The 21377-nt window shown below is 59.3% G+C and carries 25 protein-coding genes; 12 read left to right on the forward strand and 13 right to left on the reverse strand.

Going from position 1 to position 21377, the window contains the following annotated elements; translation table 11 throughout:
* Positions 1–8: 8 nt before the first annotated feature.
* Together ACR0J4_RS12645 and ACR0J4_RS12650 are read left to right on the forward strand one after the other, a co-directional pair.
* Complete coding sequence (locus ACR0J4_RS12645) at positions 9–782, forward strand: alpha/beta fold hydrolase (RefSeq protein WP_170643142.1); 774 nt, start codon at positions 9–11, stop codon at positions 780–782.
* Positions 779–1930: an alpha-D-ribose 1-methylphosphonate 5-triphosphate diphosphatase gene (locus ACR0J4_RS12650; RefSeq protein ID WP_170643141.1), complete on the forward strand. Its 1152-nt coding sequence runs from the start codon at positions 779–781 to the stop codon at positions 1928–1930. Before ACR0J4_RS12645 ends, ACR0J4_RS12650 begins: the two co-directional genes overlap by 4 nt.
* Before the next feature lie 66 nt (positions 1931–1996).
* Here ACR0J4_RS12650 and ACR0J4_RS12655 read toward each other — a convergent pair whose 3' ends face one another.
* The 3 genes from ACR0J4_RS12655 to ACR0J4_RS12665 form a co-directional block, all read right to left on the reverse strand.
* Complete coding sequence (locus tag ACR0J4_RS12655; RefSeq protein WP_170643140.1) at positions 1997–3064, reverse strand: 5-(carboxyamino)imidazole ribonucleotide synthase; 1068 nt, start codon at positions 3062–3064, stop codon at positions 1997–1999.
* On the reverse strand, positions 3057–3545 hold the full coding sequence (gene purE, locus ACR0J4_RS12660; RefSeq protein ID WP_170374657.1) for a 5-(carboxyamino)imidazole ribonucleotide mutase: 489 nt from the start codon (positions 3543–3545) through the stop codon (positions 3057–3059). The genes ACR0J4_RS12655 and purE overlap by 8 nt, the downstream gene beginning before the upstream one ends.
* A gap of 65 nt (positions 3546–3610) precedes the next feature.
* Positions 3611–3835 (reverse strand): YdcH family protein, encoded by a 225-nt coding sequence (locus tag ACR0J4_RS12665; RefSeq protein ID WP_037308505.1) that lies wholly within the window; start codon positions 3833–3835, stop codon positions 3611–3613.
* 163 nt (positions 3836–3998) lie between these two features.
* Here ACR0J4_RS12665 and ACR0J4_RS12670 point away from each other — a divergent pair, with 163 nt between their 5' ends.
* The 4 genes from ACR0J4_RS12670 (at position 3999) to ACR0J4_RS12685 (ending at position 6508) form a co-directional block, all read left to right on the forward strand.
* The gene (locus ACR0J4_RS12670) at positions 3999–4412 is read left to right on the forward strand and encodes an Hsp20 family protein (protein WP_170374660.1); all 414 of its coding nucleotides are present in this window, start codon (positions 3999–4001) and stop codon (positions 4410–4412) included.
* 5 nt (positions 4413–4417) lie between these two features.
* Positions 4418–4642: a DUF1150 family protein gene (locus tag ACR0J4_RS12675; RefSeq protein ID WP_170374662.1), complete on the forward strand. Its 225-nt coding sequence runs from the start codon at positions 4418–4420 to the stop codon at positions 4640–4642.
* A 109-nt stretch (positions 4643–4751) separates the two neighbouring features.
* The gene (locus ACR0J4_RS12680) at positions 4752–5639 is read left to right on the forward strand and encodes a PhzF family phenazine biosynthesis protein (protein ID WP_170643139.1); all 888 of its coding nucleotides are present in this window, start codon (positions 4752–4754) and stop codon (positions 5637–5639) included.
* Entirely contained in the window at positions 5636–6508 is an 873-nt protein-coding gene (locus ACR0J4_RS12685) for a glycosyltransferase family 10 (protein WP_170555850.1), read from the forward strand. Before ACR0J4_RS12680 ends, ACR0J4_RS12685 begins: the two co-directional genes overlap by 4 nt.
* Here the strand turns inward: ACR0J4_RS12685 and ACR0J4_RS12690 are convergent.
* The 4 genes from ACR0J4_RS12690 to trxB form a co-directional block, all read right to left on the reverse strand.
* Positions 6505–7344 carry a hypothetical protein gene (locus tag ACR0J4_RS12690; RefSeq protein WP_170555849.1) on the reverse strand — a complete coding sequence of 280 codons (840 nt, stop codon included), beginning with the start codon at positions 7342–7344 and terminating at the stop codon, positions 6505–6507. The two genes, ACR0J4_RS12685 and ACR0J4_RS12690, sit on opposite strands and share 4 nt — an antisense overlap.
* Before the next feature lie 137 nt (positions 7345–7481).
* Complete coding sequence (locus ACR0J4_RS12695) at positions 7482–9200, reverse strand: bifunctional sulfate adenylyltransferase/adenylylsulfate kinase (RefSeq protein ID WP_170555848.1); 1719 nt, start codon at positions 9198–9200, stop codon at positions 7482–7484.
* A gap of 226 nt (positions 9201–9426) precedes the next feature.
* Positions 9427–11097 (reverse strand): adenylate/guanylate cyclase domain-containing protein, encoded by a 1671-nt coding sequence (locus ACR0J4_RS12700; RefSeq protein WP_480668673.1) that lies wholly within the window; start codon positions 11095–11097, stop codon positions 9427–9429.
* 79 nt (positions 11098–11176) lie between these two features.
* Positions 11177–12118, reverse strand: a complete 942-nt coding sequence (gene trxB / locus ACR0J4_RS12705) for a thioredoxin-disulfide reductase (protein WP_170643138.1) — start codon at positions 12116–12118, stop codon at positions 11177–11179.
* 225 nt (positions 12119–12343) lie between these two features.
* Here trxB and ACR0J4_RS12710 point away from each other — a divergent pair, with 225 nt between their 5' ends.
* Positions 12344–12844 (forward strand): Lrp/AsnC family transcriptional regulator, encoded by a 501-nt coding sequence (locus ACR0J4_RS12710; protein ID WP_170480443.1) that lies wholly within the window; start codon positions 12344–12346, stop codon positions 12842–12844.
* Positions 12845–12961: 117 nt separating this feature from the next.
* On the opposite strand, the gene ACR0J4_RS12715 is transcribed toward ACR0J4_RS12710, so the two are convergent.
* The 5 genes from ACR0J4_RS12715 to lgt all read right to left on the reverse strand — a co-directional run bounded on the left by ACR0J4_RS12715 (position 12962) and on the right by lgt (position 17178).
* Complete coding sequence (locus ACR0J4_RS12715; RefSeq protein ID WP_170643137.1) at positions 12962–13744, reverse strand: Hint domain-containing protein; 783 nt, start codon at positions 13742–13744, stop codon at positions 12962–12964.
* 325 nt (positions 13745–14069) lie between these two features.
* Positions 14070–14198 (reverse strand): hypothetical protein, encoded by a 129-nt coding sequence (locus tag ACR0J4_RS12720; protein ID WP_425085140.1) that lies wholly within the window; start codon positions 14196–14198, stop codon positions 14070–14072.
* Positions 14199–14471: 273 nt separating this feature from the next.
* Positions 14472–15230: a peptidoglycan editing factor PgeF gene (gene pgeF / locus ACR0J4_RS12725; RefSeq protein ID WP_170643136.1), complete on the reverse strand. Its 759-nt coding sequence runs from the start codon at positions 15228–15230 to the stop codon at positions 14472–14474.
* Entirely contained in the window at positions 15227–16294 is a 1068-nt protein-coding gene (locus ACR0J4_RS12730; protein WP_170643135.1) for an SAM-dependent methyltransferase, read from the reverse strand. The genes pgeF and ACR0J4_RS12730 overlap by 4 nt, the downstream gene beginning before the upstream one ends.
* Positions 16291–17178 (reverse strand): prolipoprotein diacylglyceryl transferase, encoded by an 888-nt coding sequence (gene lgt, locus ACR0J4_RS12735; protein ID WP_170643134.1) that lies wholly within the window; start codon positions 17176–17178, stop codon positions 16291–16293. The genes ACR0J4_RS12730 and lgt overlap by 4 nt, the downstream gene beginning before the upstream one ends.
* A gap of 97 nt (positions 17179–17275) precedes the next feature.
* Here lgt and ACR0J4_RS12740 point away from each other — a divergent pair, with 97 nt between their 5' ends.
* The 5 genes from ACR0J4_RS12740 (at position 17276) to ACR0J4_RS12760 (ending at position 20469) form a co-directional block, all read left to right on the forward strand.
* Complete coding sequence (locus ACR0J4_RS12740) at positions 17276–17524, forward strand: accessory factor UbiK family protein (protein WP_050604795.1); 249 nt, start codon at positions 17276–17278, stop codon at positions 17522–17524.
* 309 nt (positions 17525–17833) lie between these two features.
* Positions 17834–18334, forward strand: coding sequence for a type III secretion system chaperone family protein (locus ACR0J4_RS12745; protein ID WP_170468281.1), 501 nt, complete (start codon positions 17834–17836; stop codon positions 18332–18334).
* 38 nt (positions 18335–18372) lie between these two features.
* Positions 18373–19188 (forward strand): pyrroline-5-carboxylate reductase, encoded by an 816-nt coding sequence (gene proC / locus ACR0J4_RS12750; protein ID WP_170643133.1) that lies wholly within the window; start codon positions 18373–18375, stop codon positions 19186–19188.
* Positions 19181–19519: a tRNA-binding protein gene (locus tag ACR0J4_RS12755; RefSeq protein ID WP_170643132.1), complete on the forward strand. Its 339-nt coding sequence runs from the start codon at positions 19181–19183 to the stop codon at positions 19517–19519. The genes proC and ACR0J4_RS12755 overlap by 8 nt, the downstream gene beginning before the upstream one ends.
* Positions 19519–20469 carry a 2-hydroxyacid dehydrogenase gene (locus tag ACR0J4_RS12760; protein WP_170643131.1) on the forward strand — a complete coding sequence of 317 codons (951 nt, stop codon included), beginning with the start codon at positions 19519–19521 and terminating at the stop codon, positions 20467–20469. Before ACR0J4_RS12755 ends, ACR0J4_RS12760 begins: the two co-directional genes overlap by 1 nt.
* On the opposite strand, the gene ACR0J4_RS12765 is transcribed toward ACR0J4_RS12760, so the two are convergent.
* The gene (locus tag ACR0J4_RS12765; protein WP_170555842.1) at positions 20466–21044 is read right to left on the reverse strand and encodes a thymidine kinase; all 579 of its coding nucleotides are present in this window, start codon (positions 21042–21044) and stop codon (positions 20466–20468) included. The two genes, ACR0J4_RS12760 and ACR0J4_RS12765, sit on opposite strands and share 4 nt — an antisense overlap.
* Between the last annotated feature and the right edge of the window lie 333 nt (positions 21045–21377).

Raw genomic sequence — 21377 nt, forward strand, 5'->3', positions numbered from 1 at the left:
TGGCGGGTATGAGAGTTCTGCTTGCCATAATTTTCCTCCTTCTCCCGGCTGCGGCCCAGGCGAAATGCGTGATCCTGCTGCATGGGCTGGCTCGGACCGAGGCGTCCTTTTCGGTGATGGAGCAATTGTTCGAGGTGCATGGCTACACAGTCATTCGCCCGGGTTATCCTTCGACCGATTTGGGGATTCCGGAACTGGCCGAGCAAACTCTGCCCGCTGCGTTCGCCAAATGCGGGGACGACACCGCAAATGTCGTGGCGCATTCCATGGGGGGTATCCTGTTGCGCTATTGGCTGCAGGATCACGAAGCAGAGAATTTGGGTCGCGTTGTCATGCTTGGGCCGCCCAATCAGGGCAGCCAGTTGGTAGATGAATTGGGCGCGTGGGAGGTGTTCGGCTACCTCAACGGTCCGGCAGGGCTTCAGTTGGGCACGGGCCCCGAGGGAATCCCGCGCCAATTGCCCCCGGTTGAGTTCGAGCTTGGGGTGATCGCGGGTGAAAATTCTCTGAACCCGGTCTTTTCGTCGATGATAGACGGGCCTGACGATGGCAAAGTGTCGATCCGCACGACCCGAGTTGAAGGTATGGCGGATCATATCGTTCTGCCTGTGACGCATACTTTCATGATGAACAATCCTCGCGTAATGGCCCAGGCACTGCACTTCATCGAGTTCGGACAGTTCGATCCGCAAATCACTTGGCTTGATGGGGTAATGGACGTAATTGACGAGATCTGTATCGGGCAGGATTGCTCGGAGCCGGACTCGGAGCGCACGGAATGACCGCATTGGAACTGACGTTGACCGGAGCAGAGGTTCTGCTGCCGGAGGCCGGGTTGTCGCGTGCCGATTTGTCAATTGCCGAAGGGGAGGTGCAGGGCGACCGGACCGGGCGACAGGTTGATCTGTCTGGTTATCTGGTTTTACCCGGCATCATCGACCTGCATGGGGACGGGTTTGAACGTCACATCGCCCCGCGGCGCGGCGCCATGAAACAGATGAACGAAGGCATCCTGTCCGTTGAGGCCGAGCTTGCCGCCAACGGGATCACTACCGGCGTTCTGGCCCAGTTTTACAGCTGGGAGGGGGGGGTGCGCGGGCCAGACTTTGCCTCTCAGGTGTTCAAGGCGATTGCCGAGGTCAAGGACAGCACCGTCACCGATCTGATCCCGCAATTGCGGTTCGAGACGCATATGCTGGACGACTATGACGGGCTTGCCCAAAAGATTGCGGATTGGCGGGTGCCTTATGTCGTCTTCAACGATCACCTGCCGCATGACCGCCTGGCCGAAGGGCGAAAACCTCCGCGTCTGACGGGGCAGGCCCTGAAAGCGGGGCGTAACCCCGATGCGCATTTTGAGATGCTGCTATCCATGCATGCCCGCAGCAATGAAGTCCCTGCCGCCCTAGACACGCTTTGCGCTGATTTGACCCAAAGCGGTGTGCGATTGGGCAGCCACGATGATGCCACGCCCGAGACCCGCGCAGAATGGCGTACACGCGGTGTTTCGATCGCTGAATTCCCCGAAACCCTCGCTGCAGCCGAAGCCGCTCGCGCTGCCGGAGATCACATCATCCTAGGCTCACCCAACGTGGTGCGCGGAGGTTCCCATAAGGGCAACGCCAGCGCACTGGATCTGATCGCGATGGGGCTGTGTGACGCTCTGGCCTCGGACTACCACTATCCCAGCCCGCGCCGCGCCGCATTGATGTTGGCAAAAAGCGGGTTGCTGGATTTTGCAAACGCCTGGGCGCTTGTCTCATCCGGCCCCGCGCGGGTTCTCGACCTGACAGATCGCGGTACATTGAGGCCGGGTCAACGCGCCGATATCGTCATTCTGGATGCAAAAACCCACCGCGTCGCCGCGACCTTTGCGGGCGGGCGTGTCAGCCATATGTCCGGCGACATCGCGGCCAGATTTTTCGCCTGACCGCCTCATCTTCTTCTGTTCAAAAATACCTCCGCCGGAGGCATCGCGCAGAATGCGCGATTTCCCTCAGCGAGCGATGCGGTTGAAGTGACCCATCTTCCGGCCCGGCTTGACCTCGGCCTTGCCGTACAGGTGCAAGGCGACGTCCCGCTCCTGCGCCAGGTCCGGCACGCGGTCCATTTCGTCGCCGATCAGGTTCTCCATCACAACGTCCGAATGTCGTTGCCCATCGCCCAAGGGCCACCCGACCACGGCGCGAATATGCTGCTCAAACTGGTCGACGGCGCATCCATTCTGCGTCCAGTGGCCCGAGTTATGCACCCGAGGTGCGATTTCGTTCACGATCAGGCCCGCGGGCGTGACGAACAACTCAACCCCCATCACGCCCACATAGTCCAGAGCATTCAGGATGTTGGCCGCGAGCAGAACTGCATCCGTGCGCTGCGCAGGCCGCAGGCGGGCAGGGACCGTTGTGGTGTGCAGGATGCCGTCGCGGTGGACATTCTCACCGGGATCAAAGCAAGCAACCTGACCATCCAGCCCACGGGCCGCGATGATCGAGACCTCGTGTGAGAACTCCACAAACCCCTCAAGGATCGCGGGCGCGCCCGACATATCGGCCAGAGCAGTCTCGGCATCCTCAGGCGCGCGCAGGCGGGCCTGACCTTTGCCGTCATAGCCGAACCGGCGGGTTTTCAGAATCGCGGGTGTCCCGATTTCCTCAATGGCCGTATTCAGGCTTGCCAGATCGGTGACGTCCGCAAAAGGTGCTGTGTTGAGGCCCAGACCTTGCAAGAAATTCTTCTCGGTCAGCCGGTCCTGACTGACCCGCAGCGCCTCGCGCCCCGGTCGGATCGGGCGGTGGGCTTCCAACAGGTCCAGCGCCTCGGTTGGGATGTTCTCGAACTCGTAGGTGATGACATCGACCGAGTCGGCGAAGGCGCGCAGCGCGTCGGCGTCGTCATAGGGTGCGGTTGTCACGCGGTCGGCGACTTGTGCGGCAGGCGGGTTCGCGCCCGGCTCAAAGATATGCGTCACAAACCCCAAGCGGGAGGCAGCGACCGACAGCATCCGGCCCAACTGACCTCCGCCTAGGATACCGATCCGGGCACCGGGTTTCAGAGCGTCACTCATCAACAGGCTCCTCCGGGATTGAGGCGGACAGAGCCTCACGCCACGCGTCCAACCGTTCGGCCAGAGCGCTGTCCTGCAAGGCCAGAATACCAGCCGCCATCAGGCCCGCATTGGCCCCACCGGCCGCGCCGATTGCCATGGTTGCCACAGGGAAACCCTTCGGCATCTGCACAATGGAATAAAGGGAGTCGACACCGGACAGCGCCCGCGTCTGAACCGGAACGCCGATCACGGGCACGCGGGTTTTCGACGCCATCATTCCGGGCAAATGCGCGGCCCCTCCGGCGCCTGCGATGATCACATGCAAACCGCGCGACGCGGCGGTCTTGCCATAGTCCCAAAGACGATCCGGGGTGCGGTGGGCCGAAACGATGCGTTTTTCATACGCGATGCCCAATTCATCCAAGATATTGGCGGCTTCTTTCATCGTGGGCCAATCCGATTGGCTGCCCATGATGATCCCCACTTTCACATCGCTCATCCGCTTGCGTCCCTGCCGTTCGAAAGAGCGCGCACTATAGCCAAATCCGCATGCGTGGCAATGCGTCAGGCGATGATGTCGGGGGTCAGGCGATCCTCGATCAGGCGGATGATGTCTTTCAGCCGCAGTTTCTGCTTTTTCAATCGTTTGATCGTCAATTGATCCGATGTACCGGTGGCCTGTAACGCCTCGATCGCCTCATCAAGATCACGGTGCTGACGGCGAAAAACCTCCAGCTCTACACGCAGAACTTCGTCGGTTTTCATGGAAAGGTCAGTGGGCGCGTTCATTGGCGACTCGGGCTTGTTGTGGTGCGTCCCCAACAAGATAGTGTGCAAGACGTTATCGCGCCAGACCTTGTGGACATCCGGGTTTCTTCCCATATTCTATCTTGTGCGGTTGCCAAAACGGGGCCGCCCAAAACGTCGCTTTGACATAAAAGGACGAGAACACGTGTCAAAACTTACCTTGGGCTCATACCCGCATTTGTTGGGGTTCGAGCAATTGGAACGCCTTCTGGAACGGTCTGCAAAGGCTGGCAATGAAGGATATCCGCCCTACAACATCGAACAGACCTCGGACTATTCCTACCGCATAACTCTGGCGGTGGCCGGGTTCGCGGAAGAGGATCTGTCGATCACCATCGAGGATCGCCAACTGGTGATCCGAGGCCGTCAGCGCGACGATAGCGAGGGGCGCATCTTCCTGCATCGCGGCATCGCAGCGCGTCAATTCCAGCGCATGTTCGTGCTGGCCGACGGTGTCGAGGTGGGCGAGGCGATCATGGAGAACGGTCTGCTGCATGTGGATCTGACCCGCGCCGTACCGGAAACCGTGGTGCAGACAATCAACATACGGAAGGGGTAAGAGCGATGAATACACCGATTGAAATCAACACCGAAGGCGATCGTATCGTCTATGTCAAAACGGTTGAGGTTGCCGATCTGCCCAGCGATCTGCGCGATCAGGCGGGCGATCTGGATCAGCTGTATGCGGTACATGACTCCGACGGGCAGCAACTGGCGCTTGTCGCCGACCGTAAGCTGGCCTTTGTGCTGGCCCGTGAGCATGATCTCTCGCCGGTGGCCGTTCACTGAACGGCCCCAGCCACACGCGTTTGCGCGTGACATTCCGCCCGACACCAGCGAAACATGCACAAGCTCCGGATCGCATCCGGGATGACATGTGCATGTAAGGAAACGCTGGATGAGCTGGTTCGATTTTGACTGGGTGGATGCCTTTACCGACAAAGCCTTTGGTGGCAATGGCTGCGCCGTCGTCCATAGCGCGGCCCATCTGCCGGATGAGGTCTGCATGGCCTATGTGCGCGAAACTTCTCTGGTCGAGTGTACTTTTACCGGCCCGTCGGATGTTGCCGATATCCGGGTGCGGTATTTTCTGGCCAGCCGCGAAATCCCCTTTGCCGGTCATCCGACCATCGCAACGGTCGCAGCACTTCGTTCGCGCGGTCTGGTTGAGGGTGAGTCTCTGACTTTGGAAACCGGGGCAGGCCTTGTTGCCATTCGTCTGAACGGTGATGAGATCGAGATGACACAGGTTGCCCCGGAATTTGGGGTATATGTGCCTGCTGATCTGGTCGCCAGTGCGATCTCGTTGCCCGAGGACGCGATTATTTCTCCTCCGCGATTTGTCTCTACCGGGTTGCCGTTCTGTATCACGGTGCTGCGGGATCACGAAGCGTTACGCGCGGCGCGGTTGGCCGAAGGTCCTTTGCGCGAGGTGGCAGCAAAAGCGGGATTTTTTGGTTCCGATATGGCCGAGCCGTTTTTGGTCACCTTGCAGGGGGCGACGACACAAGGGGATACGTTCTCACGCCTGCTGCTGGCACCGCCCAGCCCGCCCGAGGATCCTTTTACCGGGTCTGCCACCGGTGCAATGGCAGCCTATCTTTGGAAATACGGGCTTATGGAGAAAGACCAATTCATTGCTGAACAGGGTCACGACATGGGGCGTCCGGGGCAAGCAACGGTGACGCGTGTCGGTCCGAGCGATGTCATGACCGGGATCAAGGTGGCAGGGCAGGGCTATGTTCTGATGCGCGGACAGGTCGACTTGCCTGAGGCGGATCAATGACCCAAGCGATTGCTGTTTTACCCTACGGCCACCGTCTGGGCCCGAAACTGGCCGAGGTGCCTCTGTCCGAGCTGATCTGGCACGAGGGCTGTCCGGATCGTTTGCTGGGCAAAACAGTTGGCGACCTCGCGCCGACGGATCATCTGATCATGTATCCCAATTCAACGGTTCACTGGCGGTTGCGCCGTGGCACGAAAGCGCGGATTTCACTGGTGATGGGCGAGCCGTCGGCCATCCACGCAAAGCATGATCGACAGCTACGCCTGACATGGCGGCGGTTCTTTCGGGTGTTCACCTTTCACGACGTTCTACTGGAAAACCTGCCCAATGCCGTTTTTCTACCCTATGGCGTGACGATGGTGCCAGACTGGCAGGAGCTTCACGCTGAGAAGGTTAAATCCTGCTCGCTGATCGCCTCGGCCAAGCGAGACCTAGTGGGCCATCAGCTACGCCATGACGTCATAGATTGGATCCGAGAAACCGGGGCCGATGTGGACATCATGGGGCGGGGGTACACGCCATTCGACCAGAAATCGGATGGTCTGGCCCCTTACCGCTATTCGGTCGTAATCGAGAACGTGCGGGAGCGGAACTACTTTTCAGAGAAACTCATCGACTCGATCCTGTGCGCGACCGTTCCGATTTACTGGGGCTGCCCAAACATCGGGGATTTCATGGAAACTTCGGGGATGATCCTGTGTGAGACACAGGCAGATATAAAGCAAGCGATACAGTCTGCATCCGAGGAAGACTATGCCCAGCGCCTGCCGCACCTGAAGTCGATTCAGGACGTAGCCGCAGACTACGGTCAGTTTGAAGAACGCGCCGTGCGCGCGCTGCGGCATGAGCTATCGGGCGCGTCTGGCTAAAACCCCATCCAAGCCATCGGTGCGATCGGGTTGTCCTGTGGGTCAATCCCGTGCCGCTCACACAGCGTGCTGAGCAACGAGCCCCGCACAGGCAGGCCCGCAGTCTGTTGCGCCATGAATTTCTTCTGATGCCCAAAGACATGCACGGAATGCACCCTGTCCCGTTCTATTGCATTTAGCGGAATCCGCGGGTCGTGCAGCTTCCAAAGTGCCTCATTCGCCAGCGGGTAGAACGTATCAGCAGGCAGGGCGTGGATGTCCTCTCCGGTCTCGCACAGAAAATGCCCCAGCGCCTTGGGGCCGGAGCATCCCCATGGCAGCGCCTCGATACCCCAGGTCTCGCCTTCCGCGATACGCTGCTCATTGCGCCTGCGCAGCTTGGCCCCGCGCCAGGGTTGGGTCGGGTTGGCCGAGGAGACAAAGGCCAGCATCTGCGCAAGCGTCTGGGACTCTTGCGGCAGGCGCAGCACTCCATTGGGAAACTTGCCGGATTGAGAAGGCGCAAAGACATAAGGGGAGGCAAAATCGAAAGGCTTCAAACAGAGCGCATCCAGATCCACCCAGATGAAATCTGTACGTTCCAATAGTCTCAGCCTGAAGATGTCGGAAAAAACCGCAACGCCCAGCCGATCTTCGGGCCGTAACGCGAAAGGGGCGGGCCACAGTATCTCGGACGCGTGCCGCAGGTCGACGCCAGGCGGGATATTCGCGATGTCATGCGTCGCATAGAGGGTGAAGGAATGGCCGTGGTCCAGATAGGATTGAATGCACAGCGCCTCAAGCCAGCTAAGATCGGAACCAAACCAGAAGCTGGCGATGTGAGGAAGAGAGCGCATCTTGGATTGGCCGTACAGAACTTGACTTGGCCGACTGCATCAAGGCCACGCATCTTTGTCAATCACGGTCGTTGGTTTGCACGAAAAACGGCCCCCGGTGACCGGAGGCCGTTTCCAATCTGGCTTAGCTCAATCGCTTAGTTCGCAGCGATCAGACCCATGCTTTCAAGCTTCAGCAGAACCTGATGGGCGCAGTTGTCGACCTCGACATTCTCGGTCTCGACGCTCAGTTCAGGGTTCTGGGGCACGTCGTAAGGGTCTGAAATGCCCGTGAACTCTTTGATCTTGCCTTCGCGCGCCAGCTTATACAGGCCTTTGCGGTCGCGGCGTTCGCATTCCTCGATGCTGGTGGCCACGTGAACCTCACAGAAGGCGCCAAACTGTTCGATCTCTTCCCGGACGGCCCGGCGGGTCGTCGCATACGGCGCAATCGGCGCACAGATGGCGATTCCGCCGTTCTTGGTGATCTCGGAGGCGACATAGCCAATGCGGCGGATGTTCAGATCGCGGTGTTCCTTCGAGAAGCCAAGCTCGGACGACAGGTTCTTCCGCACAATGTCCCCATCCAGCAGCGTCACGGGGCGGCCGCCCATCTCCATCAGCTTGACCATAAGCGCGTTGGCGATGGTGGATTTGCCCGAACCTGAGAAGCCGGTGAAGAACACGGTAAAGCCCTGCTGGCTGCGCGGCGGTTTGGTTTTGCGCAACTCGGCCACAACCTCGGGAAAGCTGAACCATTCGGGGATTTCCAGACCTTCGGCCAAACGGCGCCGCAGTTCGGTGCCCGAGATGTTCAGGATCGTGACATCGTCCTTGTCGAGGATCTCGTCATTCGGCTCGTACTGGGCGCGTTCTTGCACATAGACCATGTGCTTGAAGTCGACCATCTCAACGCCGATTTCATCCTGGAATTTGCGGAACAGATCCTGCGCGTCATAGGGGCCGTAGAAATCTTCACCTTGGCTGTTCTTGCCGGGGCCAGCATGGTCGCGGCCAACAATGAAATGAGTGCAGCCGTGGTTGGCGCGGATCAGACCATGCCAAACGGCCTCACGCGGGCCAGCCATGCGCATCGCCAGGTTAATCAGCGACATCGAGGTGGTCGAGGCCGGGTATTTATCCAGAACCGCCTCATAGCAGCGCACGCGGGTAAAGTGGTCCACGTCGCCCGGTTTGGTCATGCCGACAACCGGGTGGATCAGCAGGTTGGCCTGCGCCTCTTTCGCGGCGCGGAAGGTCAGTTCCTGGTGGGCGCGGTGCAGCGGGTTGCGAGTTTGGAACGCAACGATGCGGCGCCAGCCCAGTTTGCGGAAATAGGCGCGCAGCTCGTTCGGTGTGTCGCGTCGGCCACGGAAATCATAGTGGACGGGCTGCTGAATGCCGACAACGGGACCGCCCAGATAAACCTTGCCTGCCACGTTATGCAGGTAGTTTACCGCCGGGTGCGCATCGTCATCCGCGCCAAAGACCTTCTCGGCCTCGCGCGATTTGTCGGGGGTCCAGCGGTCGGTCACAGTCATGGTGCCGAGGATCACGCCCTCTTGGTCGCGCAGGGCGATGTCCTGGCCAAGCTCGATGCTTTCGGCGAATTCTTCGCTGACATCCAGCGTGATCGGCATCGGCCACAGCGTGCCGTCGGCCAGACGCATGTTCTCGACCACGTTGTCGTAGTCGGCTTCGCTCAGGAACCCTTTCAGCGGGTTGAAGCCGCCATTCATCAGCAGTTCCAGATCGCAGATCTGGCGCGGAGACAGGTCATGGCTGGTCAGATCCGCAGCCTCAACCTTTAGCTTCTGGGCCGAGTCATAAGAGACGTAGAGTTCGGGAATGGGGGCGAGATTGCTTAACATTGTCATCGGAATTCTCTTGTCGATGTGATGATGCGCCAGTGTGACCTTGGCATTTGAAACGGCATGTGCCCCGCCACTGAGTCAGAGTCCACAGGGTCAGATAAAACTAAGGAGGATATGAGCGGTTTTTCTTGTGATTGGAAGAATTTTCCAATTCGGCGGAAAACGGGCGATCAAAGTTCCGGTAATCTAGCGCAAATGTGCCACAGTAAGTATGCGCGTTCCTGTTGTCTCAGGCTTTTTCAAGTTTCGAGGCGCAGGGCACTGGCAGGGCTGGAACGGGCTCGGAAACGCCGCGCAGCCTGAAGGGTTGGATGCGATCGTCCGAGATGTCCATCTCGGCGGCCTGTAGCAGCTCGGCCGACACCAGAAGCTCAACCCCCAGCGGTTTTGTTTCAGCCTCAAGCCGGCTGGCGACATTCACCGCGTCCCCGATGATGGTTTGCGCGGCATGACCGGCCGCGCCAATTTCCCCAAGCACCAGATCGCCCAGATGCAGCCCCATGCCGATGCGGATATGCGGGCTATCTTCGGATGAAAGCTGTCGGTTGAACTGTTCCAGCGCATGGCTGATCTCAATTGCCGCTTTCAGACCGGCGCGGGCGGATTGCTGGGGGTCGGGCTTGTCAAAAACCGCCAGCAACCCATCCCCCATATATTTGTCGACGACCCCGCCTTGAGAGGTGATCGAAGGCACAATCGCGTCAAAGAACCGGTTTAACAGGAACACGATGTCATATGGCAATTGCCCCGCGGTGCGGGCGGTAAAGCCGCGCATGTCCAGAAACAGCACGGCCAACTGACGTTCCTGCCCCTGACTTGCATGAGCCCGGTCGTGCTTGCCGTCGGGACGGAAAACCCGAAAGACCTTTACCGGCTCGGTCGGGCGCATCTGACAGGCCAGGCGCGTCTGGGCCGAGGCCCCAACAGCGGCCAGACTGCGGGCTTCGATCTCGCTGGGCGGGGGCAGGTGATCTCCGCCATCCTCAACGATCACGCGGCAGGTGGTGCAGCGACCCTTGCCGCCACATAGGGCGGCATGCGGAATTCCGTTGGCCTGAGACATCTCAAGCAGCGTCATGCCTTTCTCGGCAAAAACCTCGGGCCCTCGGGCATAGGTGACCTGCACGGAATGCCGACGCCTCCACAGCTTGCGACCAAGATAGAAGGCCGCCGTGGCACCAAGCGCGGCCCAAAAACCCGTCATGGCGTTGTCTTCGACGCGGAACATGGCCTCAAAGGCCTCGGCCGAGGGCCAGTTATAGTGTTCGATATACTGTTCGCGCAGGAAGTCATCGGAAAAATCGGCCCAGATCCGGCGCCCCTCGGTCAGCACACCGGCGAGGGCGAAACAGGGCACAAAGACCGCAATACCGATAAGGTAGGGCAGGGTCTTGCCCCACCACCGGGTCAACCGCAGCCACATGTGCAACCCGATGCAGCCATGTACCCACACGATCAGCAAAAGCAGGCTTTGCATCCAAATAGCAGAGCTTGGCCACATCAGGATGATGATATAACCCATTTCGTCATTCACATCGTAGATCTCATGCGCGTATCGCGTGTGAATAATGTGGACGATCAGCTGGATCGGGATCAGCAGCCCCAGCACGATTTGCAGGGCTGAGCTGAACGGCATGCGCAGGGTCCGTCGTTGAATGATCGACGTTAGCGCCAGGCCCGAATGCACGATCAGCGCAAGGTAGAGAAGAGCGCTCATGGCATCGTGGCGGGTTACAGCCTTTCGACCGTCTTGCATGCCATGCAGATAATCGGTGTGAAACAGGCCCAGGCCGATGTTCAGAAAGTGGAAGAAGGCAAAGACAAAAAGGACCAGCCCGCTGCCGATCCTAAGCCGGGTTGACCACCCGCCACGCCAAAGAGCGTTGTCCGTTGTGACCACGCGCGACCCTCATGTTTTGTACCAGTGTGAGGCCGCGCGGGGATAGGGTCAAGCCGGTCGGGCCTGACCCTGTGGCCCGTCAGTCCTGTTCGGCCAGAAAGCGCTCGGCATCCAGAGCGGCCATGCAGCCCATGCCTGCGCTGGTGACCGCCTGACGGTAGATGTGATCCGTCAGGTCACCTGCTGCGAAAACGCCCGGAACCGAGGTCTCGGTCGATCCAGGTTTGGTCACGACATAGCCGCCCATATGGGTTTCCAGCGTGTCTTTGACCAATTCGTTGGCCGGGGCATGGCCGATGGCGACAAAAACGCCCTTGCACGGGATCTCAGAGATTTCGCCCGTTTTCAGGTTTTTAACACGCACGCCTTCGACGCCCAAGGGCGCGTCGGTCCCGATGACCTCGTCCAGTTCGTGGAACCAGAGCGGCTCGATCTTTTCATTCTTCATCAGGCGATCTTGTAGGATCTTTTCCGCCCGCAACTCGTCGCGGCGGTGGATCAGGGTCACCTTGCTGGCGAAATTGGTGAGGAACAGCGCCTCTTCCACGGCGGTGTTGCCACCACCGATCACAACGATCTCTTGCCCACGATAGAAGAACCCGTCGCAGGTCGCGCAGGCCGAGACGCCGAAGCCTTTGAATTTCTCTTCCGAAGGCAGGCCAAGCCATTTGGCCCGTGCGCCTGTTGCCAGAATGACCGCATCAGCGGTGTAAACCGTGCCGCTATCCCCTTTTGCGGTGAAGGGACGTTTCGAGACATCCAAATCGCTGATGATATCGCCGATGACCTCACAGCCCATTGCCTTGGCGTGGTCCTGCATGCGGACCATCAGATCGGGGCCTTGTACCTCGGTGTCGCCGGGCCAGTTTTCGACCTCGGTGGTGGTTGTCAGCTGGCCGCCGGGCTCGATCCCTTGCACCAGAATGGGTTCCAGCATCGCGCGGCTTGCATAAACCCCGGCTGTATAGCCTGCGGGCCCTGACCCGATGATCAGAACCTTGGTGTGTCGTGTGTCGGCCATGGTACCCCCGCTCGAACTGCCTGAAATGGGCCTTTTGCCCGTCGCAAGGATATAGCGATGGGCGGGCAGGGCTTAAAGCCCCTTCATGAAGGGAAGCTGATATGCCTTGACGGTATGGCCCTGCGCAAATGAGCGATTTGAAAACAAAGAAAATTGCGCAGCTACGAAACATTATTGCGCGTGGGCTGGGTGCTGATATAAGAACCGAAAAATCAGGAGCGTTTTATGGTCACGACCCGGCTGGATGAAATTGATCGCAAGATTCTGGCGGAATTGCAGGCGGACGGTCGCATGACCAATGTGGAGCTGGCCAAAAGGGTCGGTATCTCGGCCCCTCCGTGCCTGCGCCGCGTCCGTACATTGGAGGAATCGGGGTTTATCACCGGCTACCACGCTGAAGTGAACGCTCGCGAGCTTGGTTTCGAGGTTCAGGTCTTTGCGATGGTTGGATTGGACAGCCAGGCAGAATCGGAACTCAGCGCGTTCGAGGCGCAGTGCGGACTATGGCCGCTGGTCCGTGAGTGTCACATGCTGAACGGCGAGGTTGACTTCATTCTGAAATGCGTCGCGCCCGACCTCAGCAGTTTTCAGCAGTTCCTGACCGGAGAATTACTGACCACGCCAAACGTGGCCAGCGTCAAGACATCGCTTGTTATCCGCGGCGCAAAAGACGACCCAGGCGTCCCGTTCGATGTGCTGGAAGACCGAATGAACCGCTCGGCCTAAACCACATCCGTCGTGTTTCTGTTGGGCAGGGTGGCAGCATAGCCACCACCGCCAGGGTCAAAGCCCATCCTATCAAAATCTGCATAAAGCCCCCACTCTGCAGTACTCTTTAACACTTCACGCCGATATCGCGTCGATCTCTCCGTCTCCGGCGCGCGGCATAAGCAACGGGCCAAAATCGTTCAACGATTCGATATGCGCAAACAGGTTCAGATAGATCGACCGTAACGAATGGCTGATCATGCGAACCGCATTAGCACCTGGATGATAGGTTTCAAAGGGCAGGCCGTCTACACGGATGACCGAGTGTTTTTTCAGGCATATGTGAAACAATTCCACCGGAGTGGGCGGCATTGTTTCCACAACAGCCATTCCGTCCTGAAATTCGGCGACAGGCGTCAGAATCGGTGACCCGCCATGCAGGCGCCGCAAATGGGCTGGCGTGCCAAGCAGGCGCGCGGCAGGTCCGGCAATCACGCCGGACATTGGCTTCTGCATGCCAAACGTATCAGCCATGATGCGGGTCAACGGACGGGTGCGCCCGCGAGAATCCTCGCGGCCCGGTATCAGCGTCACCGAGCCCTTCCACAAAACGGTCTCAGAGGTCCCGTCCTGCGTCAGTACCGTGTCGCCCGGCAGCAGGTCCTCGATCGCCATCGGCCCTTGTTCGGTTTCCACAAGTGACCCCCGTGAGAAGGCGCAAAAGGCGTCCTCGAACATCGGCAGGGCAGGTGCGATATGCCGGGTTTGCGCGATGTCTCCGTTTTTGAGCAAAGCGCTCACTTCGTAACGGCGCAGCTGGGCTTTCTGTTTTGTCGTCGGCCGCGGAGTGTCGCGGAGCAATGCCGAGGTTTCGACAGCATTTCTGGCAGCAATGGCCAGTGATTTTGGAATAGTCATCAATATTCCGTTCCTTTTAGAACCGGATCAGACGGGGCATACCCCCATGCAGGCCCATCTGTCGGTTCGGTTCTTTGTCTTGAAATAAATGGGTAACCCCTGGGCACCGGCGATGGCCGCAGCGCACAGCGAAGCAATTTCGCATTCCATTGGTCAATCCATTGACCCCCCAGACAAACTCGTACAGCGCGGGCGAAAATGCCCACAAACACGCTCCGAACTCAGGATGCAGTTTTCGTTGCATCCCACGCACATCGGACCGGAGCACTACCCGGTGCGCGTTTACCAAATGGAACCGGCAGCTTGGTTCCGTTGGCTTTCTGTTTCAGCGTTGCGTCGCGAGACGGCGTGCAACCCTGACAGAATGGCTTGAAACTCGCTTCCACGGCATGTCCAGTTTCGGGTCCTGTGCGGCCTGAATGACCGCGCTGAGAAAGCGAGATTTCTGTTTCATTTTCTGGTCCTGCTCGATCGGAGGTCTGAGCCTCATTCCGTGTGTGTAGACTTAACGTGCCGCAGGTTTGCGGCAGGGATAAGGCTTAACCGGGATCAAAAACGGACAAAAAATAAAGGTTGGCGGTTCCTCTGTTTGAGGTGCCAGCATTCATTTGTCGGCAAAGACAGATAACCTTCTGAGTACTGGCACAAAATTCACTACGATTCTGTGTCAGGTAAACACAATAAATGTGGCGGAAAGGTGGCGGTTTTGCCTTAATTGGGGCCTAATCTACAATCTGATCGCCGAAATCAACCGCCCGTAATCCGCCTCTTTGGCGTGTGTTGTCCGGCGGTATGAATAAAAGCGATCCGGATCGGAATAAGTGCAGTGCCGGGTCCATTCTGCCTGCCCGACACCCGCTTGACGAAGTTTGTGCAGACCAAAGGCTGGCAAATCAAATTGCATCCGGTCGTCGGTGCCATTGGCGAAGAACCTGCTGTTTTCCGAGGACTCCGACATGAACGCATCAAGAAACTCGGGGCCGACCTCATAGGCCGCCTGCGAAATGGATGGCCCGATCACGGCACGCGTGTTTTCGCGCGTGGCACCCAGTGCTTCCATCGCGTCCAATGTGGCCTCCAACACGCCGTCCAAAGCTCCGCGCCAGCCAGCATGGGCGGCGCCGATCACGTTCGCGTCGGGGTCGCAGAAAAGCACAGGTTGGCAGTCCGCGGTCAGAATTGTCAGAGCCAACCCGGGCGTGGCGGTCACGAGCGCATCCGCCTTGGGTTTGTCACCCGTAAGCGGCGCATCCACCGTCAGCACATCGGGCGAATGAACCTGATGAATACCAACCAGCGCCTCGGGCGTGACATCCATCGCGTCAGCAACCCGTCGGCGATTCAGGGCGACGATCTCGGTCTGATCGGACGAGCCATAGCCGCAGTTCAATCCCGCGAAGACGCCCGAGGATGCGCCGCCTCTACGGCTGAAAAAGCCGTGTTTTACGGGGGCCAGCATATCCGACGTGAGAATTTCCAAAGTCATGGTTCCAGTCCCGGTGGAGGCGCAGCTTGGGGCGGGTAGAGGCCCAGCACTTTGAACAGATTTCCCATTTCATCGGGATGCGTCAACCGGCGATGTGCGGCCACCAGTTCATCAAGCTTGGAGCCGCCTATACCCTTGGCCAGAGCCTGTGCACGAGCGGTGATTCCCAGACGTTCCAGAAAAAGACCTTGTGGTGTCAGGCGGGTATGAGCACAGCCTGCCGCCTTTGCTGCCAGCGCCAGGGGCTCAAAATCCACATGCGCGGTCAGGTCTGCCTGACCGGGGGTTTGCAGAGGGTCCACACGCTCATGCGCCTTTAGGGCCTGAAACGTATCGCCAAGCGAGCGCCAGTCGCCATAGTCCACGATCAGAGCTACCCCTCCGTTCTGCGCGATTCGGCTGGCGAGGATGGTTAGAATCGGAATGGCAGGTGCACAGAGTTCGACGAGATCCCCGTCTCGCGTATCAGGCAGCCGGTCCTGCAGTGCCGCTTGTGGTGCGGCCGGGCCAAGGCCAAAACTCAGCGCGCCATCGGCCTCACCGATCAATCGTTCGCACCAAGTGACGCCCTCACGCAGGAATTGACGGATGGGCAGGGCGTCAAAGAACTCATTCGCCACGAGAAAGAGCGGCATGTCCGGCAACTCGCCGACATTGGTGATCCACTGCGGATTGTGAGCTTTCAGGGTTGCCTTTTGCACGTCTCGGAGCGTCTCGGAGGCTTCCAACAGAACAACCTTGGCCGCATCATGGAAACCGGGAACCGAAAGGGTCGCCCGTAGGATATCCGCCATCAGTGTACCGCGACCCGGCCCAAGTTCGGCTAGCGTAAACGTGGATGGCTGCCCCTGATCCATCCAGCTTTGCGCCAGTGATAGGCCGATCAACTCGCCGAACATCTGACTGATTTCCGGTGCAGTCGTGAAGTCCCCCTGCGCGCCGAACGGATCGCGCGTTGAGTAATAGCCCAAAGTTGGGTGTAGCAGGCATTCGGTCATGTAATCGGCCAGCGTCATCGGGCCGTCTTGCCGGATTCGGGCGATCAGAAGTTCGTGCAGGCTCATGCCGTTCGCCGGGCGCGCAGGGCCAACCATAGCCCAAGAGCAATCATCGGCAGGGACAGGATTTGCCCCATTGTCAGGCCGTAGCCGCCGATATGCCACGCCAGCCCAAGCGGGTTACCGGGCGAGATGAACTGCGCGTCGGGCTGACGGACAAACTCGACCAGGAAGCGGGACGCCCCGTAGCCTGCGAGGAAAACGCCCATGATCAGGCCGGGTTTCCGAAACGCGCCGCGCCGGTAGACCAGCCACAGAAGGACTGCGCCCAATAAGACACCCTCTAGCGCGGCTTCGTATAGTTGCGAGGGGTGACGGGCACACATACCGGCCACGACAACGGGGCAGTCCTGCGCCGCGAAGCCGGGAAAGATCACGGCCCAGGGCAGCTCGCTTGGTCGGCCCCAAAGCTCGGCATTGATGAAATTGGCAAGCCGTCCCAGCAACAGGCCGGGCGGGACGGTATAGGCTACCAAATCCCCTAGCGACAGGGTCGGAATGTTGTAACGGCGACCATAGAGGTATGAGGCGACGATCACCCCAAGCAGCCCGCCGTGAAAGGCCATCCCCCCTTGCCAGACCTTCAGGATATCTGCCGGGTGCGACAAGTAGTAGGCCGGTTGATAGAACAGCACAAAACCCAGCCGCCCACCGAGAATGACGCCGATGATGATCCAGGTCAGCAGGTCATCCAACTGTTCGGGCTTCATAGGTGGCGTCTCATGGCGCCACAGAGCAGGACGCCGCAGGGCCATCGCGGCCAGACGCCAGGCAATCAGGATGCCGACAATATATGCCAGCGCGTACCACCTGAGCGCGAACTCCATCCCGAACAGTGAGATCGAGAACAGCTCGGGCGACAGATCGGGGAAATTCAGAACAGCCTGCATGTGCGTCTCATTGCCCGGGGTTTGCAGGGCAAGTCAACCTTGAGCCTGCGCCAATCCTTCCCCATATAGGGAACAACCGCGATTTCGGAGAAAAGCCATGCAAACCCGCAACAAGATCCTCGACGACGTTTCCCAGCTGATGACCAACGCCATGGGTGTGGCGCAGGGCGCACGCGAAGAGGCCGAGAATGCGATGAAGTCGATGATCGACCGTTGGCTGGCCGACCGCGATTTCGTCACGCGTGAAGAATTCGACGCTGTGCGCGCCATGGCCCAGAAGGCCCGCGAAGAGAACGCCGCGCTTGAGGCGCGCATCGCCGCACTTGAGGCGAAACTGGACAAGTAACGCCCAAATCCAGATTTGAAGACAAGTTTAGCGCCGCCCAATCCAAGGTCGGATTGTGCGGTGTTGTGTATCATGCCGCCTTGCAGAAATTAATCAAGACAAAGCTGCATGAGGCGCCAATATTTTGATCGTCGTTGCCGACTGTCCACAACTTATTGCTGTTATCCCCAAGAAATGGGGTTGCCAGACACCCTCTTGCGGCGCACCATATTTGGTACAGGCCTACGGGGGAAGCCCGGCTTGTAGAGCAGGCAACTAGCGCTGGGGCGCTGCCAGCCCCGAAATGCTAGAGAGTAGTGAGGTGGCATTATGGCCCTTTCCGAGCAGTTTCTCGAAGAAGACCTTCATCCAATCGATATTGTTGAACATCTGGCCGAACATCACGACTGGGATTTTGACCGCATCGGCGACGATCAGATCGCTATGGCTGTCGAAGGGCAATGGCGGACCTATTCGATCACGCTGGCCTGGTCCAATTATGATGAAACGCTGCGCATGGTTTGCTCGTTCGAGATGGAGCCTCCGGCCGAGCGTGAGAGTGAGCTGTATGAGTTGCTCAACAAGATGAATGATCAGTGCTGGGCGGGCGCGTTTACCTATTGGGCGAACCAGAAGCTGATGGTCTATCGCTACGGCTTGGTTCTGGCCGGTGGTCAGACCGCGAGCCCTGATCAGATCGACACCATGATCAACGCCGCCGTGCTGAGCGCTGAGCGCTACTACCCGGCGATTCAGCTGGTCACCTGGGGCAATCGCGATCCGGAAGAGGCGATGCAAGTCGCCATTGCAGAGGCCTACGGCCGAGCGTAAACCTTTGCCCTGAACCGTTGAATAGGGGAGGGGCACAGATGGACATGTCACGCGTGGCCGAGCAGGGCCTTGTGTTATTGGGTTGCGGAAAGATGGGGTCCGCGATGTTGGCGGGTTGGCTGGATCACGGTCTGCCCGCCGCTTCCGTTTGGGTGATTGATCCTTACCCCTCGGACTGGCTGAAAGCGCAGGGCGTCAACATCAACACGCCACTGCCCGAATCCCCCGCAGTCGTGCTGGTGGCCGTCAAACCTCAAATGATGGGTGAGGCGCTGCCGGCGATCCAGGCCCTCGGTGGCGGTGGCAGCCTGTTCGTTTCCGTTGCGGCAGGCACCTCGATTGCAACGTTCGAAGACGTGCTGGGCGAAGGCACACCGATTGTACGGGCAATGCCGAACACACCGGCGGCGATCCGTCAGGGTATCACGGCGATGATCGGCAACGCACATGTGTCAGATGACGATTTGGACCTCGCGGAAAACCTGCTGTCTGCGATTGGTGAAACCGTGCGCCTGTCGGACGAGGCTCAGATAGATGCGGTCACGGGCGTCAGCGGCTCTGGCCCCGCCTATGTGTTCCACCTGATCGAAACGCTGGCCGCCGCAGGGCAGGCGCAGGGTCTGCCGCATGAGATGGCCATGAGATTGGCGAAATCCACGGTTGCAGGCGCCGGTGCCTTAGCCATGGCCGCCGAGGAAGACCCCTCCCAACTGCGGGTCAATGTGACTTCGCCCAATGGCACGACACAGGCCGCGCTAGAGGTTCTGATGCATGAAGCAGAGGGTTTCCCGAACCTGCTGCACCGGGCCGTCAAGGCCGCGACCGACCGTTCCAAGGAGTTGGGCCGTGAGTGAGATTTCCTTCGACGACTTCCTGAAGGTCGACATCCGCGTCGGTGAGGTCATCCGCGCCGAGCCCTATCCCGAAGCCCGCAAGCCCGCCATCAAGATGTGGATCGATTTCGGCGACGAGATTGGCGAGCGCAAAACCTCGGCCCAGATCACAGCGCATTACGACCCGTCTACTCTGATCGGCAAGCAGGTGATGGCCGTTGTGAATTTCCCGCCGCGCCAGATCGGAAAGTTCATGTCCGAGGTTCTGGTGCTGGGTTTGCCGGATAAAAACGGTGAGATCGTGTTGATTGGCCCGGATGGCAAAGTCCCCGTTGGCGGAAGGATGCACTGATGAAGCTATGGATCACGCGCCCGATGACACCGGCGGTCGAAGCACGGGCCGCTGCCGAGTTCGATGTCGAGATTCGCCCCGCAACCACTCCGCTTTCCGAGGGTGAGATGGTGCGGGCGTTGCAGGACTACGACGTGGTTGTGCCCACTCTGGGCGACCTGTTCTCGGCCGAGATCTTCGCCAAAGTGCCTGAGCCGCGCTGCAAGCTGTTGGCCAATTTCGGCGTCGGCTACAATCACATCAATGTCGAGGCCGCGCGCGCCTTGGGCATCGCTGTCACCAACACGCCCGGCGCGGTCACAGATGCGACCGCTGATATCGCCATGACCTTGCTCCTTTCGACCGCGCGGCGCGCGGGTGAGGGGGAGCGTCTGGTGCGGGCTGATAAATGGCAGGGTTGGCATCCCACGCAGATGCTGGGGCATCATGTCACCGGCAAGCGGGTGGGCATCGTCGGCATGGGCCGCATCGGCCAAGCCATCGCGCGGCGCTGTCACTTCGGGTTCGGCATGCGGGTCGCGTACCAATCCCGCAGTACCAAGCAGCTTGATTTTGAGGCCGAGTTCATCCCCGATCTCTCGGTACTTGCGGCCTCGGTCGATTTTCTTGTTCTGGCCGTTCCGGGCGGGACTGAGACACGCCATCTGATCAACGCCGCAGTGCTCGAGGCTATGAAGCCCTCGAGCATTCTGGTGAATATCGCACGGGGTGAAGTGGTGGATGAGGCCGCTCTGATCAGCGCGCTGCAAGCGGGACAGATCGCAGGGGCCGGGCTGGATGTTTACGAGTTCGAGCCGGCTGTGCCGCAAGCACTGCGCGAGATGCAGAACGTCACCCTGCTGCCGCATCTTGGCACTGCCACCGAAGAGGTGCGAACCGGCATGGGGCATATGGCTTTGGACAATGTGGCCGCCTTTGTCGCCGGGCGCGACTTGCCGAATCCGGTCTAGTCGCCGACTGCCTCGCGCCAGTGTTTACGGCAGAGCGAGACATAGGTCTCGTTCCCGCCAATCTGGACCTGGGCACCCTCGGTGATGGCGCGGCCGCTCTCGTCCTGCCGAATCACCATGGTGGCTTTGCGTCCGCATTCGCAGATGGTGCGGACCTCGCGCATCTCATCGGCCAAGGCCAGCAGGGCGGCTGAACCGGGGAAGAGTTTGCCCTGGAAATCTACCCTTAAGCCATAAGCCAGCACTGGGAGCTTCAGGTCATCCACGGCGCGGGCCAGTTGCCAGACCTGATCCTCGGACAGGAACTGTGCCTCATCCACAAAGACACAGGCGATCTGATCGGCCTTCTGGCGCGTTTCGATCATGGCAAAAACGTCATCCTCCGGGCGGAAGGTGTCGGCCTCTTCGGAGATCCCGATACGCGAGGCGATCCGCCCCACACCGGCGCGCCCGTCCACAGCGGCGGTCATCAGATAGGTCTTCATGCCGCGCTCACGGTAGTTGTGCGAGGCCTGCAGCAATACGGTCGATTTGCCCGCATTCATCGTCGAGTAGTTGAAATACAGTTTTGCCATGCGGCGGGTCTAAAGCGCGGAAGCCAATCGAACAAGCCATCAATCGAGCAGGGGGAAGCGACGTCGCCGTTACCATTGCAGAGGCCGAGCAGATGCTCTTTGGGGATGGAACCTTGCGCATGCAACAGCGACGCCATCGGTCAACATGTGACCAAAACGGAGTGAGGCTGAACAATATTGCCTCACGATTACTCATTACCGGCACTGAACGGCCGCCACTCACTCACAAAACCCTCGCATATCTGAGGGATAGTCAATTTATGGCATTTCAATTATGACTCGGTTATGGGAAATTTCCCTGTGCTTTCCCCCAAAACGGACAGAAGGGGCGGC

It is taken from the genome of Ruegeria sp. B10, assembly GCF_056539825.1.

What these genes read in the sequence shown, in the direction of transcription:
- ACR0J4_RS12645 (WP_170643142.1), top strand. Translation starts at nt 9, where the DNA reads ATGAGAGTTCTGCTTGCCATAATTTTCCTCCTTCTCCCGGCTGCGGCC.
- ACR0J4_RS12650 (WP_170643141.1), top strand. Translation starts at nt 779, where the DNA reads ATGACCGCATTGGAACTGACGTTGACCGGAGCAGAGGTTCTGCTGCCG.
- ACR0J4_RS12655 (WP_170643140.1), bottom strand. Translation starts at nt 3,064, where the DNA reads ATGAGTGACGCTCTGAAACCCGGTGCCCGGATCGGTATCCTAGGCGGA.
- purE (WP_170374657.1), bottom strand. Translation starts at nt 3,545, where the DNA reads ATGAGCGATGTGAAAGTGGGGATCATCATGGGCAGCCAATCGGATTGG.
- ACR0J4_RS12665 (WP_037308505.1), bottom strand. Translation starts at nt 3,835, where the DNA reads ATGAACGCGCCCACTGACCTTTCCATGAAAACCGACGAAGTTCTGCGT.
- ACR0J4_RS12675 (WP_170374662.1), top strand. Translation starts at nt 4,418, where the DNA reads ATGAATACACCGATTGAAATCAACACCGAAGGCGATCGTATCGTCTAT.
- ACR0J4_RS12680 (WP_170643139.1), top strand. Translation starts at nt 4,752, where the DNA reads ATGAGCTGGTTCGATTTTGACTGGGTGGATGCCTTTACCGACAAAGCC.
- ACR0J4_RS12685 (WP_170555850.1), top strand. Translation starts at nt 5,636, where the DNA reads ATGACCCAAGCGATTGCTGTTTTACCCTACGGCCACCGTCTGGGCCCG.
- ACR0J4_RS12690 (WP_170555849.1), bottom strand. Translation starts at nt 7,344, where the DNA reads ATGCGCTCTCTTCCTCACATCGCCAGCTTCTGGTTTGGTTCCGATCTT.
- ACR0J4_RS12695 (WP_170555848.1), bottom strand. Translation starts at nt 9,200, where the DNA reads ATGACAATGTTAAGCAATCTCGCCCCCATTCCCGAACTCTACGTCTCT.
- trxB (WP_170643138.1), bottom strand. Translation starts at nt 12,118, where the DNA reads ATGGCCGACACACGACACACCAAGGTTCTGATCATCGGGTCAGGGCCC.
- ACR0J4_RS12710 (WP_170480443.1), top strand. Translation starts at nt 12,344, where the DNA reads ATGGTCACGACCCGGCTGGATGAAATTGATCGCAAGATTCTGGCGGAA.
- ACR0J4_RS12715 (WP_170643137.1), bottom strand. Translation starts at nt 13,744, where the DNA reads ATGACTATTCCAAAATCACTGGCCATTGCTGCCAGAAATGCTGTCGAA.
- ACR0J4_RS12720 (WP_425085140.1), bottom strand. Translation starts at nt 14,198, where the DNA reads ATGAAACAGAAATCTCGCTTTCTCAGCGCGGTCATTCAGGCCGCACAG.
- pgeF (WP_170643136.1), bottom strand. Translation starts at nt 15,230, where the DNA reads ATGACTTTGGAAATTCTCACGTCGGATATGCTGGCCCCCGTAAAACAC.
- ACR0J4_RS12730 (WP_170643135.1), bottom strand. Translation starts at nt 16,294, where the DNA reads ATGAGCCTGCACGAACTTCTGATCGCCCGAATCCGGCAAGACGGCCCG.
- lgt (WP_170643134.1), bottom strand. Translation starts at nt 17,178, where the DNA reads ATGCAGGCTGTTCTGAATTTCCCCGATCTGTCGCCCGAGCTGTTCTCG.
- ACR0J4_RS12740 (WP_050604795.1), top strand. Translation starts at nt 17,276, where the DNA reads ATGCAAACCCGCAACAAGATCCTCGACGACGTTTCCCAGCTGATGACC.
- ACR0J4_RS12745 (WP_170468281.1), top strand. Translation starts at nt 17,834, where the DNA reads ATGGCCCTTTCCGAGCAGTTTCTCGAAGAAGACCTTCATCCAATCGAT.
- proC (WP_170643133.1), top strand. Translation starts at nt 18,373, where the DNA reads ATGGACATGTCACGCGTGGCCGAGCAGGGCCTTGTGTTATTGGGTTGC.
- ACR0J4_RS12760 (WP_170643131.1), top strand. Translation starts at nt 19,519, where the DNA reads ATGAAGCTATGGATCACGCGCCCGATGACACCGGCGGTCGAAGCACGG.
- ACR0J4_RS12765 (WP_170555842.1), bottom strand. Translation starts at nt 21,044, where the DNA reads ATGGCAAAACTGTATTTCAACTACTCGACGATGAATGCGGGCAAATCG.